Origin of the sequence: Anaerococcus porci (assembly GCF_034090325.1) — a bacterium.
In the GTDB taxonomy this organism is placed as follows: Bacteria; Bacillota; Clostridia; order Tissierellales; family Peptoniphilaceae; genus Anaerococcus; species Anaerococcus porci.
Map to the genome: position 1 here is coordinate 23,007 of NZ_JAXDSU010000037.1, position 15,731 is coordinate 38,737.

At 29.1% G+C, this 15,731-nt stretch carries 23 protein-coding genes; 15 read left to right on the forward strand and 8 right to left on the reverse strand.

What is annotated here, in order from left to right; translation table 11 throughout:
* Window positions 1-111: 111 nt before the first annotated feature.
* Complete coding sequence (locus SOR60_RS03665; protein ID WP_320595225.1) at window positions 112-369, forward strand: HAD family hydrolase; 258 nt, start codon at window positions 112-114, stop codon at window positions 367-369.
* Between the two features lie 62 nt (window positions 370-431).
* On the opposite strand, the gene SOR60_RS03670 is transcribed toward SOR60_RS03665, so the two are convergent.
* The 3 genes from SOR60_RS03670 to SOR60_RS03680 form a co-directional block, all read right to left on the reverse strand.
* On the reverse strand, window positions 432-977 hold the full coding sequence (locus SOR60_RS03670; RefSeq protein WP_154541430.1) for a DUF3793 family protein: 546 nt from the start codon (window positions 975-977) through the stop codon (window positions 432-434).
* A 9-nt stretch (window positions 978-986) separates the two neighbouring features.
* On the reverse strand, window positions 987-1,418 hold the full coding sequence (locus SOR60_RS03675; protein WP_154541432.1) for a flavodoxin: 432 nt from the start codon (window positions 1,416-1,418) through the stop codon (window positions 987-989).
* A gap of 218 nt (window positions 1,419-1,636) precedes the next feature.
* Window positions 1,637-1,948, reverse strand: coding sequence for a hypothetical protein (locus tag SOR60_RS03680; RefSeq protein ID WP_154541434.1), 312 nt, complete (start codon window positions 1,946-1,948; stop codon window positions 1,637-1,639).
* 74 nt (window positions 1,949-2,022) lie between these two features.
* Here SOR60_RS03680 and dhaK point away from each other — a divergent pair, with 74 nt between their 5' ends.
* The 3 genes from dhaK to dhaM are packed head-to-tail and all read left to right on the forward strand — an operon-like array spanning window position 2,023 to window position 3,989.
* Complete coding sequence (dhaK, locus tag SOR60_RS03685) at window positions 2,023-3,009, forward strand: dihydroxyacetone kinase subunit DhaK (RefSeq protein WP_320595226.1); 987 nt, start codon at window positions 2,023-2,025, stop codon at window positions 3,007-3,009.
* A 1-nt stretch (window position 3,010) separates the two neighbouring features.
* A complete protein-coding gene (gene dhaL / locus SOR60_RS03690) occupies window positions 3,011-3,610 on the forward strand; it encodes a dihydroxyacetone kinase subunit DhaL (RefSeq protein ID WP_320595227.1) in 600 nt (199 codons plus the stop codon).
* Window positions 3,603-3,989 (forward strand): dihydroxyacetone kinase phosphoryl donor subunit DhaM, encoded by a 387-nt coding sequence (dhaM, locus tag SOR60_RS03695; protein ID WP_154541440.1) that lies wholly within the window; start codon window positions 3,603-3,605, stop codon window positions 3,987-3,989. Before dhaL ends, dhaM begins: the two co-directional genes overlap by 8 nt.
* Here dhaM and rsmI read toward each other — a convergent pair.
* The 3 genes from rsmI to SOR60_RS03710 form a co-directional block, all read right to left on the reverse strand.
* Complete coding sequence (gene rsmI / locus SOR60_RS03700) at window positions 3,986-4,804, reverse strand: 16S rRNA (cytidine(1402)-2'-O)-methyltransferase (RefSeq protein ID WP_320595228.1); 819 nt, start codon at window positions 4,802-4,804, stop codon at window positions 3,986-3,988. The genes dhaM and rsmI overlap by 4 nt on opposite strands.
* A complete protein-coding gene (locus tag SOR60_RS03705) occupies window positions 4,794-5,495 on the reverse strand; it encodes a tRNA1(Val) (adenine(37)-N6)-methyltransferase (protein ID WP_320595229.1) in 702 nt (233 codons plus the stop codon). The genes rsmI and SOR60_RS03705 overlap by 11 nt, the downstream gene beginning before the upstream one ends.
* Before the next feature lie 77 nt (window positions 5,496-5,572).
* A complete protein-coding gene (locus tag SOR60_RS03710) occupies window positions 5,573-6,982 on the reverse strand; it encodes an aldehyde dehydrogenase family protein (protein ID WP_320595230.1) in 1,410 nt (469 codons plus the stop codon).
* A gap of 105 nt (window positions 6,983-7,087) precedes the next feature.
* Here SOR60_RS03710 and glmM point away from each other — a divergent pair, with 105 nt between their 5' ends.
* The 10 genes from glmM to SOR60_RS03760 all read left to right on the forward strand — a co-directional run bounded on the left by glmM (window position 7,088) and on the right by SOR60_RS03760 (window position 12,763).
* Window positions 7,088-8,428, forward strand: coding sequence for a phosphoglucosamine mutase (gene glmM / locus SOR60_RS03715; protein WP_320595231.1), 1,341 nt, complete (start codon window positions 7,088-7,090; stop codon window positions 8,426-8,428).
* A gap of 1 nt (window position 8,429) precedes the next feature.
* A complete protein-coding gene (locus SOR60_RS03720; RefSeq protein WP_154541448.1) occupies window positions 8,430-8,768 on the forward strand; it encodes an aspartate 1-decarboxylase (aspartate alpha-decarboxylase) in 339 nt (112 codons plus the stop codon).
* A gap of 58 nt (window positions 8,769-8,826) precedes the next feature.
* Window positions 8,827-8,976, forward strand: a complete 150-nt coding sequence (rpmG, locus tag SOR60_RS03725) for a 50S ribosomal protein L33 (protein WP_320595232.1) — start codon at window positions 8,827-8,829, stop codon at window positions 8,974-8,976.
* A gap of 14 nt (window positions 8,977-8,990) precedes the next feature.
* The gene (gene secE / locus SOR60_RS03730) at window positions 8,991-9,173 is read left to right on the forward strand and encodes a preprotein translocase subunit SecE (RefSeq protein ID WP_154541450.1); all 183 of its coding nucleotides are present in this window, start codon (window positions 8,991-8,993) and stop codon (window positions 9,171-9,173) included.
* A 7-nt stretch (window positions 9,174-9,180) separates the two neighbouring features.
* Window positions 9,181-9,768, forward strand: a complete 588-nt coding sequence (gene nusG / locus SOR60_RS03735; protein ID WP_154541451.1) for a transcription termination/antitermination protein NusG — start codon at window positions 9,181-9,183, stop codon at window positions 9,766-9,768.
* 63 nt (window positions 9,769-9,831) lie between these two features.
* Window positions 9,832-10,266, forward strand: coding sequence for a 50S ribosomal protein L11 (gene rplK, locus SOR60_RS03740; protein WP_154541452.1), 435 nt, complete (start codon window positions 9,832-9,834; stop codon window positions 10,264-10,266).
* Window positions 10,267-10,303: 37 nt separating this feature from the next.
* On the forward strand, window positions 10,304-11,014 hold the full coding sequence (gene rplA / locus SOR60_RS03745; protein WP_154541453.1) for a 50S ribosomal protein L1: 711 nt from the start codon (window positions 10,304-10,306) through the stop codon (window positions 11,012-11,014).
* 199 nt (window positions 11,015-11,213) lie between these two features.
* Complete coding sequence (gene rplJ, locus SOR60_RS03750; RefSeq protein ID WP_154541454.1) at window positions 11,214-11,762, forward strand: 50S ribosomal protein L10; 549 nt, start codon at window positions 11,214-11,216, stop codon at window positions 11,760-11,762.
* 38 nt (window positions 11,763-11,800) lie between these two features.
* A complete protein-coding gene (gene rplL, locus SOR60_RS03755; RefSeq protein WP_154541456.1) occupies window positions 11,801-12,178 on the forward strand; it encodes a 50S ribosomal protein L7/L12 in 378 nt (125 codons plus the stop codon).
* A 123-nt stretch (window positions 12,179-12,301) separates the two neighbouring features.
* Window positions 12,302-12,763 carry a Fur family transcriptional regulator gene (locus tag SOR60_RS03760; RefSeq protein ID WP_176269342.1) on the forward strand — a complete coding sequence of 154 codons (462 nt, stop codon included), beginning with the start codon at window positions 12,302-12,304 and terminating at the stop codon, window positions 12,761-12,763.
* A gap of 30 nt (window positions 12,764-12,793) precedes the next feature.
* On the opposite strand, the gene SOR60_RS03765 is transcribed toward SOR60_RS03760, so the two are convergent.
* Window positions 12,794-13,507 carry a heparan-alpha-glucosaminide N-acetyltransferase domain-containing protein gene (locus tag SOR60_RS03765; protein ID WP_320595233.1) on the reverse strand — a complete coding sequence of 238 codons (714 nt, stop codon included), beginning with the start codon at window positions 13,505-13,507 and terminating at the stop codon, window positions 12,794-12,796.
* Complete coding sequence (locus SOR60_RS03770; RefSeq protein WP_320595234.1) at window positions 13,504-14,016, reverse strand: type 1 glutamine amidotransferase domain-containing protein; 513 nt, start codon at window positions 14,014-14,016, stop codon at window positions 13,504-13,506. The genes SOR60_RS03765 and SOR60_RS03770 overlap by 4 nt, the downstream gene beginning before the upstream one ends.
* A 116-nt stretch (window positions 14,017-14,132) precedes the next feature.
* Here SOR60_RS03770 and SOR60_RS03775 point away from each other — a divergent pair, with 116 nt between their 5' ends.
* Complete coding sequence (locus SOR60_RS03775; protein WP_320595235.1) at window positions 14,133-15,413, forward strand: bifunctional folylpolyglutamate synthase/dihydrofolate synthase; 1,281 nt, start codon at window positions 14,133-14,135, stop codon at window positions 15,411-15,413.
* Window positions 15,414-15,731: the final 318 nt, after the last annotated feature.

Sequence of the window (15,731 nt, forward strand, 5' to 3'; positions counted from 1 at the left end):
CTTTTTGAAAATACAGAAGATGTTTTAAAAATCCTAAACAAAAAATATAGTATCTTTATATGTTCTTCTTGTACTAAAGCTTATATCAATATTGCCAGGGAGATCTATAATTTGGATAGATACATTGAAAGCTATCTAGTAGGAGAAGATTTCTCTTATAAGGAAAAGTACCAAATTTTATATGAAAGTATTAATGATGATTTTATTATGATAGGAGACAGGCTATCAGATATAATGGCTGGCTTTAAAAACAATCAAATATCCATTTTTGCAAATTACGGCTATTCCAAAGAAAATGAAGGAGAGCTTTCAGATTATAAAATAGAAAAAATTGAAGATATATTAAAAATAAAAGTCCTTAGCTTATAGCTTAGGACTTTTGACTTTGGGGAATAAATTGTTGCAAGACTTATAATTTTTAGTAAGAATTGTTAAGATATGCATAAAGTTCTTATATCCTTATATCGATTAAAAAGAATTTTATAAGATTTTTTGATTTTGTTGTAATTATTAAAGATTTTAAGTTTTTGCTCTTTCTTTTCGTAAACTTTCCAATAGCCATTAGCTAAAAATTTACTACCTTTATTGTTGATAAAGCCTGTTACATCTTCATAAGGATATCCTAAAAAGATACCAATTTCATGTGGAAAATCAATTTTCTTAATTCTAACTTTTAGGTATTCTATACATAAGTTCATATCACTTGTATTGTATCCCAAGCGATTAAGGAGAGTTCTTGTTTTTGATTCATTTAATACGTATTTAAGCTTTGAAGGTCTATATGTATAGATTTGAGCAGAGGAACTAGATTTTTTGAGTATTTCCACATACACGTTCTTTTCATTAAGTACCTTGTTCCATTCAACTACCATTTCTTCTATATCTAAGTTTTTGGTATTCTTAAAGGTGAACAAGTTTGCTATTTTCTTATTAGCAAGAGTAGGTGATGCATAATTAATTAACAATTCTTCATTCATTTATAGCCCCTAGATAGACTCCGCTAATTTATCAGCAGCTTGCCTACATTCTTCTAATGCATCATCATCTGGATAATCATAAGCAATAAGTCCGTCTCTTACAAGATTTACATTTAAAGCTTCACATCTTTCTTGCCATGTTTGCATCCATTCACCATCAGCCCATTGATATGAACCAAATAAAAGCACAGGCTTATTTGAAAGTGAACTTTCAATATCAGCAAACATTGGTTCAAATTCAGTTTCTTCTAATTCTTCACTTCCCATAGCAGGGCATCCGAAAGCAATTCCATTGTACTTTTCAATATCATCTTTAGTAAATGAACTTGGTCCAAGTAATTCTACTTCAATATCTTTTGATTTTAATTCATTTGATATTTCTTCGGCCATAGCTTCTGTATTACCAGTTCCTGACCAATAAACTACTGCAACTTTTTTCATTGTGTACTCCTTGAGTGTTATTAATTATTTGATACTGATAACCTATATCAATATCTAGCTCTATAATACACGCCAATTTTATATTTGTCAAGAAGTTTTTTAAATATTATAATAAAATATATAAAATTTACTGATAATTATCGTATAAAAATATTAGAAATAGGCACTTAAATAAAAAAATATATATAAAATTATATCTAAAGTCTTAGAATATTAAATTATTTGAGAACGTTTACTTCGTTTGCCACATATAATTTTTTAAAATTTAAGAATCCTATAATTTTTATTAGAATTTCGTCATCATCTTTAAAGTAAAACTCAAGGCTTGGTTCATAATAAATTTCCAAATCATTTTTATTAATATGCTTAAAATTTTTAACCTTATGCTTAGAATTTATAAAAACTTCAAAATCAATGGATCCAAGTCCACAACATGCTTGTTTAGAATTTCTATCAACTTGAATTACAATATTTTTTATTTTATTTTTCTTAATATATTTTTTGGATTTTTCATCAAATTTTATCTTCATAATATCACTCTTATTTATTATACACCTTTTATCTAATCTTTTTTTGGGTATAGAAATAATAGAAAGGATTAGATATGAAAAAAATTATTAATAACCCAAATTTAATTATTGATCAAATGTTACAAGGTTTAGTAAAGGCTAATCCAAATAAGGTTGAGTTAATTGAAGATAGTCATGTTATATGTAGAAAAGACTTGCCTATAAAAGGAAAAGTAGGACTCATCTCAGGAGGTGGAAGTGGTCATGAACCAGCTCATGCTGGATATGTAGGAGATGGGATGCTTGATTGTGCCGTCTGTGGAGATATTTTTACTTCACCAACACCAGACCAAATATTAAAGGCTATTAAGAAAGCCGACTCTGGAGAAGGAGTTTTTATGGTTGTAAAAAATTATACTGGTGATGTAATGAATTTTGAGATGGCAAAAGATATGGCAGAGATGGAAGGGATAGATGTTGATTATATAATTGTAGATGATGATGTTGCTGTAGAAGATTCTAGTTTTACTACTGGTAGAAGAGGTATAGCAGGTACAATTTTTGTTCATAAGGTACTAGGTGCTATGGCTAAAAATGGTAAAAATCTTAAAGATATAAAATCTATGGCAAATAAAATAGTAAATAATATAAAATCTATGGGTATGGCCATAAAAGCTTGTATAAATCCAATGTCTGGAAATGAGAGTTTTAATCTTTCTGACGAAGAAATGGAGATAGGAATAGGAATCCATGGTGAGCCTGGCATCAGAAAAGAAAAGATTAAAAGTGCTGATGAAATTACTAAAGAATTGATTGATACCATATTAAAGGATTATGACAATATAGATGGTGATTTTGTAGTAATGGTTAATGGTATGGGACAAACTACTGAAATGGAACTATTTATAGTAAATAATTACTTGTCAGATTATTTGAAAGAAAAAAATATCAAAGTATTAAGAACTTATGTAGGAAACTATATGACTAGTATGGATATGGCAGGATTTTCTATCAGTCTATTTAAAGTTGATGACGAAATTTTAAGTCTACTAGATGAAGATGTTGATGTAGTTAGGAGTTAATATGGATATAGAAAATATAAAGAAGAAAATATCTGATATTTCAGATACTATAATTGAAAATAAAGAATATTTAACAGAGCTTGATAGACAAATAGGGGATGCAGATCATGGTTATAACATGGCAAAGGGGTTTACAGCTGTAAAAATCATCTTAGAGGATGACTTTGAAAGTGTGAAAGAGTTAATAAACAAAATTGCTATGACTCTTATATCAAATGTAGGTGGTGCAAGTGGTCCTCTATATGGAAGTTTTTTTATGAAATTTGCCCAAGGATTAGATGATAGTGACAACATTAATAAAAAACAATTTGCAGATGCTTTTAGCAAAGGGTTAGACGGAGTTATCATGAGGGGAAAAGCACAAATTAATGATAAAACTATGGTTGATGTACTAGAGCCTGTTTCAAAAGCTTTATATGAAGATAAGCCATATAGCGAAATAGTAAAATTAGCTAAGGAGAAAATGGAAGATACAAAGGAGATGAAAGCACGAAAGGGCAGAGCATCTTATCTTGGAGATAGGTCTATAGGCCATATAGATCCAGGAGCATGTTCATCTTACTTAATGATTGAAACTTTGATGGGAGACTTAGATGGTTAATATATTGCTTACAAGTCATAGTAGAAAATTAGTTGAGGGACTAAAAGATATATTAAAGCAAATGACATCAGATGTTAATATAGTAATAAGTGGAGGAGATAAGGAGGGAAATATTGGATCGAATTTCGATGAGATTTATAAGCTCATGAATGAAAATATACATGATGATGGACTAGTTGTATTTTTTGATTTAGGCTCTTCTATGCTTAATTGTCAAATGGCATTAGATATGCTTGATGAAGCTAAAAAAGAAAAAGTTTACCTTGCTGGTACACCACTGGTTGAAACAAGTGTTCAAGTTGCAGTTAATGCATCAGCTGGGCAAACTTTAGAAGAAATTAAATCTTATCTTGAGTCTTATCCAAAAAGTAAAATTTAGTCTAAACTTATGATATAATCATATATTTCATTTTTGGAAAATCCTGTAGATTTTCTAAGAGATTTTACTATATCCTTAGTTGATTTACCGGATTTTTTCATGTCAAATATTTCATTCTTATAATTTTTAATGGAATCTGATTTTTTATCAAGTGATTTTTCAAGTATTAAAACAAATTCACCTTTTAAAGTTAAGTCTGAGTCTTTGATTTCAGAAATCCTATAAATCTTATATTCTTCAAACTTTTTAGTAAGTTCTCTAGTTATGGCAAGCCTTCTTTCTGGGAATATATTCTTAAAGTCCTCTATAGTTTCTAAAATATTGTGTGGAGTGTCTAAAAGTATTGATGTTTTATTTTCCTTGCTTAAATTTTCGTAAAGTTTATTTTTATCTTGCTTTTTTTTAGGTATAAATCCATAGTAAGAAAATCTTTCGTTATCAAATCCACTTGCAATAAGACCTGTAAGTATAGAACTTGCACCTGGAAGTATAGTATAAGGTACATTTTCTCTTATACATTCTTTAATTAGGATATGACCAGGGTCAGAAATCCCAGGCATACCCTGATCTGTTATTATGGCATATTTTATTCCAGCTTTAGCATTTGTTATTATTTCTTCGGATTTTTGTTTCTCGTTAAACTTATGATATGAAGTTAGCTTTTTATTTATGTCATAATGATTTAAAAGTTTTTTACTTTCTCTTGTGTCTTCACAAGCTATAATATCAACCCCTTTTAAGACATTTATAGCTCTAATTGTTATATCTTCTAAATTCCCTATAGGTGTTGGTACAAAATATATACTATAATCCATTTATTTTCCTCATGTTTTCAGTGTAATTACCATCTGCATCATAAATGATAAGAGGGTCTTCAAATAAAAGTCCATCATTAGCATTTTTTACAAATTCTAATAAGACAAAAACAGGCTTTAATTCAGCTTTGGATTGGACAAATTTAATTCTTTTTAGCTTAAGGTTTCTACTTTTTTTTATAATATCGACAAGCCTTTCTGGTTTGTGTATCATAAAAAGTTTCCCCCTGTCTTTCAAAACTTTATTAGAAAAGTAAAAAATATCATCAAGGTTCATTTTAATTTCTTGCCTTGATATTAAAAATTCATCTTTTTTGTTATTTATATTAGCATCAATTTTGTAATAAGGAGGATTTGTTATTATATAATCTACATAATTTTCTTTAAAATCTAGCGTATTTAAATCTTCATTGATAACTTTTATTCTATCTATTTTATTAATTTCTAAGTTATACTTCAAAAGATTAGCTTTTTCATCTTGTATTTCTATTGAATAAACTTTCTTAAGCTTATAGTAATATAGACATGCTAGAGATAAAATCCCACTTCCTGATCCAATATCAATTAAAGTCTTATCTTTTTTCATTTTAGAAAAATCTGATAAGATTATAGAATCTATTCCAAACGAATAAGATTTATCCACATGTTTCATCTTTAATTTTGTTCTTGGTATATAATCTAATTTATCCATAGTTTGATTATATAATAATATGTAAATTAATCAAAAAAGAGTTATTACACAACGCAATAACTCTTAACTTAAAATACTTATTCTAGGTGAATTGATTTAACTTCTAAATATTCCATCAAACCAAAAATTCCTCCCTCTCTACCTAGTCCAGATTGCTTATAGCCTCCAAAAGGTAAATTAATATCACCATTTGATGAATTTATTATAACTTGTCCTGATTTAATTTCATCGGCTATATCAAGTACCTTATTCTCTTCTCCAAAAACTGCTGCTGATAGTCCATATTCTACATCATTTGCAATTTCAATTGCTTCTTCAATATTATTTGCTTCCTCTATCACAAGGACTGGACCAAATATTTCGTCTTTGTGAATTGCCATATCCTTTGTTACCTTATCAAAGATTAAAGGATTAATAAAGTATCCTTTAGAATATTTTTTTTTGATTTCACCAAATATTATTTTGGCTCCCTCTTCAACACCTTTATTTATATAAGAGATTACCTTATCATACTGTTCTTTTGAAGACATAGGTCCTATATCTGTTTCCTTAAGTTTAGGATCTCCAACCTTATAATTTTTAGCCTCTTTTAATATCTCCTTTATCAAATTTTTCTTAATATTTTTTAGTACAACTACTCTTGACAGGGCTGAACAAGTTTGTCCAGTATTTAAGAAAATACTGTCTAATACAGTTTTGACTCCATTTTTAATATGACTTTCATCAATAAATATTGCAGGAGATTTTCCTCCAAGTTCTAAGGTAATATTTTTCACAGAGTCTAGTGCATCTTTTGCGACTATTTTTCCTGCTTTGGTAGATCCTGTAAATGACACCTTACTGATATCCTTATGCTTGTTTAAAATATTTCCTACTTCACTGCCATCTCCTGTAATTAAGTTTAAAACACCTTTTGGAAGATTTATTTCATCAAAACCTTCAACAAATAGATGGGCTGTAAGTGGAGTGATGCTTGCTGGTTTTAATACTACAGTATTTCCTGTAAGAAGAGCAGGTATTACTTTTTGAACAATTTGACCTAAAGGATAGTTCCAAGGTGTAATCGCTGCGATAACTCCGATTGGTTCATATCTTACAAAACCATTTTTCATTTTTATTTTAAATTTTATACTTTGAACTTGTTTAATAAAATTTTCTATTCTCTTTATTTGTTTCATAAATTGAGTTTCCTTAGAAAAATTATAAGGTACACCAAGTTCAGCAGTCATTGTATTAATAAAACGTTCTTCGTTACTTAAAGCCCATTCTTTAAATTTTTCTATATATTCTATTCTTTTAGAAAGACTTGTCTTCGACCAAGCCTTGAAAGATTTACTTGCAGCTTTTACTGCCTGATTAATATCATATTCATTTGCCCTGGCAACTTTAGATATAACTTCTTCAGTTGCAGGATTTAAAACATCTATAAAATCATGACTTGATGATTTTATATATTCTCCATTTATATATAATAATTCGTTTTTCATCTTATCACCTCATGATTTTTCTACCCTAATATGTCTTTAATTAAACTTACTTGATTGTTATAATATAGTAATTTATAATATATAATATACGAGTAGGAGGTATTTATGAAATATTTTGGAACAGATGGTTTTAGGGGAAATGCAAACAAGGATTTATCCCTATATCATGCTATAAAAATAGGAAGATTTTTAGGAGATTATTTTAATAAGAATAATAATGGTAAGGGGAAAATTGTAATAGGTAAGGATACTAGAAGGTCATCATATATGTTTGAAGATGCTTTATCTTGTGGTATTACATCATCTGGCTCTGATGCTTATCTTTTACATGTAACAACAACCCCTTCCGTTTCATATATAGTAAGAAGTGAAGATTTTGACTGTGGTGTCATGATTACTGCAAGTCATAATCCTTATAATGATAATGGTATAAAGATTATAAACTCAAATGGAGAGAAGATTGATGATGAGTTTCTAGAAAAGCTTGAAGCCTACATTGACTCTGATATAAAAGATATTGATTTAAAAACTGGAGAAGACATAGGAAGGACTCAAGATTATATAGGAGGAAGAAATAGATATATTGCTTATCTTATTCAAACTGTAACCAAGTCATTTAAGGGCAAAAAAGTTGGTCTTGATTGTGCAAATGGAGCAGCATCATCAATAGTGAAATCGGTTTATGATGCTTTGGGTGCTGATACTTATGTAATAAACAATAAACCAAACGGCTTTAATATAAATGTAGACTGTGGTTCAACACATATAGAAGTTTTGCAAAAATTTGTAAAAGAAAATAAACTTGACTGTGGTTTTGCCTTTGATGGAGATGCCGATAGGTGTATAGCTATTGATGAAAATGGAGATGTAATGGATGGAGATGTCATTCTCTATATATGTGGAAAATATATGAAAGATGAAGGAGCCCTAGAATCAAACACCGTTGTAACTACAATTATGTCAAATATTGGCTTATATAAGGCTTTTGATAAAATAGGTATAAACTATAGTAAAACAGCAGTTGGTGATAAGTATGTTCATCTTGAAATGAGTGAGCATGGATATGAATTGGGTGGAGAACAATCCGGCCATATCATTTTTTCAAAATATGCAAACACTGGAGATGGTATACTAACAAGCTTAAGATTAATGGAGGTTATGATAGATAGTAAGTCTACATTCTCAAAGTTAAGAAGAGATTTAAAAATATACCCACAAATGCTTAAAAATATAAGGGTTAAAGACAAAAAATCTGTATTAAGTAACTCAAAAATAAAAAATATTATAGAAAAAGAGAGCGAAAATTTAAAAGATTCAGGAAGAATCCTAGTTAGAGAAAGTGGTACTGAACCATTGATTAGAGTAATGGCTGAAGCAGAAACAAAAGAGATTGCAGAGCAATCAGTTGATAGGGTAGTAAAAGTTATAAAAGAATATGGACTATAATATGAAAGATTACCTTACTAAAAGAGATATAAATATAAAGGAGAAAGTCTTAGTTGTCCATGATAGACTTTATGCTAGTGAGTCTTATATAGCAGTGGACACAAGAAAACTCGAGGGGTTTCCACCAAAAGTTTATTATGACAAGAATCACAATCTTTTAGGAAAAATGTATGAAAAAGGTATTTTTGAATTAGATGATATAGAAGATATTTTACTCTCATATGAAGATACATGTTTTTCAAATCATGATTTAGATGATTTAAGAAAATTTCTTATAAAAGAAGAGAAGATTTTTACAAAAGCTTTGAAAAAAATCAAAATAATATTGACACATGGCTGAATTCATGGTAATATATATGCTTGTATGGAACTATCCATATAAATTAGGAGGTGTTTTAATGGCAGATAAAGTAAAACTAGAATGCACAGAATGCAAGAACAGAAATTACGATACTACTAAAAACAAAAAGAGCACTCAAGAAAGACTTGAGCTTAAAAAGTATTGTCCTTTCTGTAAAAAACACACTGTTCATAAAGAAACAAAATAGTAAGGAGTTTTTAAATGGCTAAGAAAAACGATGGATTTCTTAAATCAACAAAGAGAGAATTTAAAAAAATTACATGGCCAACAAAAAATGAAACTTTAAATTACTCATTACTTGTTATTATAGTCAGTGTGATTACAGGACTTCTCATTTGGTTATTAGACATAGTCTTTGGAAACATACTTGGATTAATGATGTAGGTATACTATGACAGATACTTCAATTAATAATTCAAATGAAATAGACAATACCGAAAAAATTGATTCTAAAGATTCAGAAAAACAACCTAAATGGTATGTAGTTCACACATATACCGGATACGAAAATAGGGTTAAAGATAAAATCCAAATGATGATTGATAATGAACAAAATCCTGATATCATCGATGTAACAGTGCCGGAAGAAGAGTATGTTGAAGTAAAAAATGAATCAAAAAAACTTAAGACTAGAAAATTATTCCCCGGATATGTAATGGTAAAAATGAACATTACAAATAGGTCTTGGTATATAATCAGAAATACCCAAGGGGTAACAGGATTTGTTGGACCAGATTCAAAACCAGTTCCTCTAACCAAAAGAGAGGTTATGAAATTTGGAATAAAAGAAGATAAACCTGTAGTAAATATTGATATAAAGGTTGGAGATAATGTTAATATTATTCAAGGACCTTTTGAGGATTCAGTAGCAGAAGTTAAGGAAGTAGATTTAGAAAAGCAAACTATAAAAGCGTTTATAGAAATGTTTGGAAGAGATACTATAATAGACTTAGGTTTTGAAGATATTGAGAAAATTTAACTGGCTTACGTAAAGTAAGTGGGAGGGGAAAACCCGCCATAAACCACAAAGGAGGATTTTAATATGCCAGCAAAAGGAAAAGAAGTACAAGCAAAAGTAAAATTACAAGTGCCAGCAGGAAAGGCTACTCCAGCACCTCCAGTAGGTACAGCACTTGGACCTCACGGAATCAATATAATGGATTTCGTACAAGCATTTAATGCAAAAACAGCTGATCAAGCTGGAATGATAATACCGGTTGAAATGACAATTTATACGGATAGATCTTTTGAATTTATCACAAAAACACCACCAGCACCAGTATTAATTAAAAAAGCTATTGGACTTGATAAAGCTAGTGGAGAACCAAACAAAAAGAAAGTAGGTTCAATCAAGCTTGACCAAATTAAAGAAATAGCAGAAACAAAAATGCAAGATTTAAATGCTGCAAGTCTAGAAGCTGCAATGAGTATGATCAAAGGTACATGCAGAAGCATGGGTATTACCGTAGAGGATTAGTGGAAGAGGAAACTCGCTATACCACAAGGAGGCAACAATGGCTAAAAGAGGAAAAAGATATATAGAATCAAAGAAATTAGTGGATTCTCAAAAAGAATATGAGCTAAGTGAAGCGTTAGATTTAGTAGAACAAACAGCAAAGGCTAAGTTTGATGAAACAGTTGAATTACATGTAAGATTGGGTGTAGATTCAAGACATGCTGACCAACAAGTTAGGGGAACAGTAATTTTACCACATGGAACAGGTAAGGATGTTAAAGTACTTGCTATTGTTAAAGAAGATAGAGTTGAAGAAGCTTTAAATGCAGGTGCAGACTATGCAGGTAGTGACGAATACACTGATAAGATTCAAAAAGAAAATTGGTTAGACTTCGATGTTATAGTAACAAGCCCTGATATGATGGGTCAAGTAGGTAGATTAGGTAGGGTATTAGGACCTCAAGGTTTAATGCCTAATCCAAAATCAGGTACTGTAACTAATGATATAGCAAATGCTATCAAAGAAGTAAAAGCAGGTAAAGTAGAATATAGGACAGATAAAAACAACCTTGTTCATGTACCAAGTGGAAAAGTATCGTTTGGAAAAGAAAAATTAGAAGATAACTTAAGAGCTTTACTTACAGCTATAGTAAAAGCAAAACCTGCTTCAGCTAAAGGAAAATATTTAAGATCTATTACTATAACATCAACAATGGGTCCTGGAATTAAGCTATCACCAGCTAGAGCTATGGACTTGGTTGAAAAATAAAAAAATTGACAAGCTAAAACTATGGTGATATAATATCATAGTCAAATAAATAGGCTACCAAAGACTACGGAGACTCTTAGTTTAATTATTCCGTATAGGTGGGAGAATAAGAAGCTACATCCCCACCGATGTAGACGTTAATTACGTCTAGTTGTGGGGATTTTTATATACCTACTTGGAAAGCCATAGGAGGTGAAATATGTCTGAAAAAGCAATTCAAAAGAAACAAGAAGTTGTTAATGAAATAGTTAAAAAAATTGAAGACGCTAAATCAGTAACTCTTGTAGAGTTTAATGGTATGGACGTAAAAGAAGTAACAGAATTACGTAATAACTTCAGAGATGCAAATACAGAATATAAAGTATATAAAAATACTATGATGAGATTTGCGTTTGAAAAACTTGGTTTTGAACAATTCAAAGATGAGCTAACAGGTTCTAATGCTTTAATTTTCTCAAATGATGAAATTATAGATGGACCTAAGGTTGCAAGTAAATTTATTGATCAAGATGATGCAAACAAAGAAAAGCTTGTTATAAAATCAGGTGTAGTTGACGGAAACTACCAAAATCCAGAAGAAATGTTAGCTATTGCTAAATTACCTGGACAACAAGAACTTGCATCCATGCTTGTTAACACACTTCAAGCACCTATTAGAAAACTTGCAGGTGACTTATCACAAATCAATGCTAAACTTGTTTATGCACTTGATGCAATTAGAGATAAAAAAGAAAACGAAGCGGCTTAATTTAAAAGTATATTAAAATAAATATCGGAGGATTTAAAATGTCAGAAAAAGTAACAAACTTATTAGAAGAAATTAAAGAACTTACAGTATTAGAACTATCAGAATTAGTAAAAGCATTAGAAGAAGAATTTGATGTAACAGCTCAAGCTACAGTAGCAGCAGCTCCAGTAGCAGCTGGTGCAGCAGATGCTGGTGCAGCTGAAAAAACTGAATTTGATGTAATGTTAAATTCAGCAGGATCTTCAAAGATTAATGTAATCAAAGTAGTTAAAGAAATTACAGGTCTCGGACTTAAAGAAGCTAAAGCTTTAGTTGATGGAGCTCCAAAGCCTGTTAAAGAAGGTGTAGCTAAAGATGAAGCTGAAGAAATCAAATCTAAGCTAGAAGAAGCTGGTGCAGAAGTAGAATTAGCATAGTTTTTAGTACAATTCATTAAAGGCCCTTTTGGGCCTTTTTATTGTGTATTTATTGCTATTGACACATTGCTCAATATAATGTATATTAAAATTGAAGGGTTCTAATTTTGGAAAGAGGATAATATGAAGGAAATTATAGATTCTCTTGTCAATGTTGAAGCTGAAGAAAGATATATAAGAGAAAAAGGTATCTTAAAGGAACATGGCATTAGAGTTAGTCATCAAAGACTAATGGTTTTAGACTATTTGGTAAATAATATGAAACATCCTACAGCAGATGATATTTATAAAGATCTAAAATCTAAAGACCCTATACTTTCTCAAGCTACAGTTTACAATACATTAAACTTATTTGTAGAAAATAATATTGTAAGTGAATTAGATTTTAACGAATCTAGAAAAAGATATGATTTTTATAATAAACATCATTCACACTTTATTTGTGTAGACTGTGGTGACATTCTTGATTTGAATGTTGGTATCGACAATCTAAAATTAGACGAGCTGGAAGGTTACTCAATTAATAGTGTGGATATAACAATTCGTGGGGAATGTCCCACATGTTTATCTAAAAAGGACAAATAATAAGCAGTTGCATAATTTTTGCAACTGCTTTTATTTTTTTAATTTAAAGAATAAGTAAACTAAAATATATAAAATTGGTTGATGGAATAAATATATTTGTATGGAATGTTGACCTATTTTAGCTAATAGATTGTCTTTCCCATATAAGTTATAAAAGTTTTTTTGAATTAAAATTTTCCCCATTAAATATCCACTAATAAAGATAAAAACCCATGGAATTATAGGAAAATAATCTGTTGAATAAAATGAATTAGATGGAAAACCCAAAAAAAATAAATTCATTTCATAAATTGAACTAGGCAGAGTAAGGCTTAAAATTCTTTTATGTGGTACAGAATAGGTTAATATAAATAATATTATAAAAACCCACCAAAATTTTTTATCTAAATTTATATATTTTTTAATAATTCCTGTTATAATCATAGAAATTCCAAGACAATTTAGAACACCAAATATAATTAATTGGTCTTTTACAAAAATATAAGTTATAGTAGTTACTAAAAAACCAAGTATAGAAGTTTTTATACCTCTAACAATATTATCACAACTAGATAAAAAATTAGAACTGATACCTGAAACAAGGAAAAAAGATACAGCAATAGATAACTGCCATATCTTATTAATTAGGATATTATTATAATATCCAAGGTCTATATATAAATTTATGTCATAGCATAAATGAAATAAGACCATAGATATAATAGTAAATCCTCTAAATTTATCTAAGTTATATATTCTTTTCACTTATTTTTAATCATTTCAACAAATTTAGGAACTTGTTTTGAAATATCGGAAGGTGTTCTTGAAGTGATTATATTTTTATCAATTACTACTGCTTCATCAATCCATTCACATCCTGCATGAATAAAGTCATTTTTTATCTTTGGAACAGAGGTCATTTTTATACCCTTTAAGTCAATAGCATCAGCTAAAGCCCATGGCCCGTGGCATATTGCTGCTATAGGTTTATTTTGTTCGTGAATTTTATTTATAAATTCAATAGTATCTTCACATCCTCTCATACCATCTGGTGAAAAACCACCTGGTATATATATAGCTTCATAATCATCAGGATTAGCTTCTTTTGAGCTAATGTTTGATTTCATTTTAAAACTTCCTGATTTACCAGTATACTCAACATTCTTTTCAGTTCCTATTAAGTCTACCTTAAAGTCTTCTTGTAATCTAAAATAAGGATATATTAATTCCTTTTCATCAAAATAATTTTCTATTAAAACTCCAACTTTTTTCATTTGGTCTTTTCCTTTCCATTAAGTTACTTACTTTAAATAATTACCCAAAATGATAGCATTTAAAATTTTTTTTCTTTATTATATAATACTTATATCAGATTAGAGAGGGATAAAAAGTGAAAAAGGATAAAGATTATTATTTAGATTGGATATATAATAGGGGAAATTCAGCTGGTAAAAAAAGAAACCTAGATGCTATAAAAGAATTATTAAAAAAACTAGGGGATCCTCAAGATAAAATAAAAGTAATTCATATAGCAGGAACAAATGGGAAAGGTTCGACTGCAAACTTTATTGCTAGCACCCTTTCATTGAAAGTAAAGTGTGGATTATTTACATCTCCTTATATGAAAGAAATAAATGAAGAAATCACAATTAATGGTAAAGCTATTAGTGATGATGATTTTTTTAAATATATAGATATGGTTAAACCAATATGTGAAAACCTTGATGTAAAAGGATATAAAAATACATACTTTGAAACATTAACTGCTATAATGTATAAGTATTTTTATGATAAAAAAGTTGATGTGGCTGTAGTTGAAGCAGGCTTGGGTGGATTATTAGATTCTACAAATGTTGTAAAAAAACCTATTGCTAGCCTTATTACAACTATATCAATGGATCATACTAATATTTTAGGAAACACAATAGAAGAGATATCAATAAATAAAGCAGGAATTATAAAAGAAAAAACTCCATTATTTTTATATCCACAAAAAAGGAGAGCTTTTGAAGTTATAAGGGATAAGGTTTTGGAAAAAAATTCACAGATAATTACTTTTAATTTTGATGATATAAAAATAAAGGATATGAATAATAGCTATAATTTATTTGACTACAGAGAGTATAAAAATATTAAAACTAAACTAATAGGCGAACATCAAGTATATAATGCAACGAATGCTATTAATTTATTAGATTATTTTAAAGAAGATTTTAGCTTAGATAATGAACTTATTAAAAAAGGAATATATTTAAGTGCAAACCCTGGACGATTAGAAATGATTTGTAAAAATCCAAGAGTTCTCATAGATGGAAGTCACAATAAAGAATCAATAGATTACTTGATAAAATCTTTAAAGCTCTTTAAATATGAAAGATTAATAATTGGATTCTCCGTTTTAAAAGATAAAGACTATTCATATATTATTGATAAATTAAGTAAATTAGCTTCAAAAATTATTATAACTAAAATAGATAATCCTAGGGCATTTTCTATAGAAGATCTAGAAAATGAAGTTAGGAAAAAATTTAATGATATAAAACCTATAGAAGATAGAAAAAAGGCTTATGATTATTCTAAAAAAATTGCTAGAAAAAATGACTTAGTTCTATGGTGCGGATCCCTTTATCTTGTAGGCGAGATATTAAAATATGAAGAAGACGAAAGTTAATCATAAGATTTGGTTTTATTAGTAAAATAGAATTATAAAAACAAAAGGGACTATTGTAGGATGAATTAATCTTTCCAAAATCGGGTCTGCAAATAGTTTTGTGTATCAACCTGACTACTGAAATGATATGTACCCTCCTTACTGGTTTGTCCAGTAAAGAGGGTACACTTCAAAAAAGGGTAAAGGTTGATACAATTTTTTATGTATCAATATCTGTCCATTCCTATAGGAATGGAGCTTATCTTAATTTTATACGAACTTAATAAACTGTCAAATTTTCATGAAAATTTGCAGCTGATTTTATAGTTTTTTTACCTG

Coding starts and splice junctions, on each gene's coding strand:
- SOR60_RS03670 (WP_154541430.1), bottom strand. CDS start 977: ATGAATGAAGAATTGTTAATTAATTATGCATCACCTACTCTTGCTAAT.
- SOR60_RS03675 (WP_154541432.1), bottom strand. CDS start 1,418: ATGAAAAAAGTTGCAGTAGTTTATTGGTCAGGAACTGGTAATACAGAA.
- SOR60_RS03680 (WP_154541434.1), bottom strand. CDS start 1,948: ATGAAGATAAAATTTGATGAAAAATCCAAAAAATATATTAAGAAAAAT.
- dhaK (WP_320595226.1), top strand. CDS start 2,023: ATGAAAAAAATTATTAATAACCCAAATTTAATTATTGATCAAATGTTA.
- dhaL (WP_320595227.1), top strand. CDS start 3,011: ATGGATATAGAAAATATAAAGAAGAAAATATCTGATATTTCAGATACT.
- dhaM (WP_154541440.1), top strand. CDS start 3,603: ATGGTTAATATATTGCTTACAAGTCATAGTAGAAAATTAGTTGAGGGA.
- rsmI (WP_320595228.1), bottom strand. CDS start 4,804: ATGGATTATAGTATATATTTTGTACCAACACCTATAGGGAATTTAGAA.
- SOR60_RS03705 (WP_320595229.1), bottom strand. CDS start 5,495: ATGGATAAATTAGATTATATACCAAGAACAAAATTAAAGATGAAACAT.
- SOR60_RS03710 (WP_320595230.1), bottom strand. CDS start 6,982: ATGAAAAACGAATTATTATATATAAATGGAGAATATATAAAATCATCA.
- glmM (WP_320595231.1), top strand. CDS start 7,088: ATGAAATATTTTGGAACAGATGGTTTTAGGGGAAATGCAAACAAGGAT.
- SOR60_RS03720 (WP_154541448.1), top strand. CDS start 8,430: ATGAAAGATTACCTTACTAAAAGAGATATAAATATAAAGGAGAAAGTC.
- rpmG (WP_320595232.1), top strand. CDS start 8,827: ATGGCAGATAAAGTAAAACTAGAATGCACAGAATGCAAGAACAGAAAT.
- secE (WP_154541450.1), top strand. CDS start 8,991: ATGGCTAAGAAAAACGATGGATTTCTTAAATCAACAAAGAGAGAATTT.
- nusG (WP_154541451.1), top strand. CDS start 9,181: ATGACAGATACTTCAATTAATAATTCAAATGAAATAGACAATACCGAA.
- rplK (WP_154541452.1), top strand. CDS start 9,832: ATGCCAGCAAAAGGAAAAGAAGTACAAGCAAAAGTAAAATTACAAGTG.
- rplA (WP_154541453.1), top strand. CDS start 10,304: ATGGCTAAAAGAGGAAAAAGATATATAGAATCAAAGAAATTAGTGGAT.
- rplJ (WP_154541454.1), top strand. CDS start 11,214: ATGTCTGAAAAAGCAATTCAAAAGAAACAAGAAGTTGTTAATGAAATA.
- rplL (WP_154541456.1), top strand. CDS start 11,801: ATGTCAGAAAAAGTAACAAACTTATTAGAAGAAATTAAAGAACTTACA.
- SOR60_RS03760 (WP_176269342.1), top strand. CDS start 12,302: ATGAAGGAAATTATAGATTCTCTTGTCAATGTTGAAGCTGAAGAAAGA.
- SOR60_RS03770 (WP_320595234.1), bottom strand. CDS start 14,016: ATGAAAAAAGTTGGAGTTTTAATAGAAAATTATTTTGATGAAAAGGAA.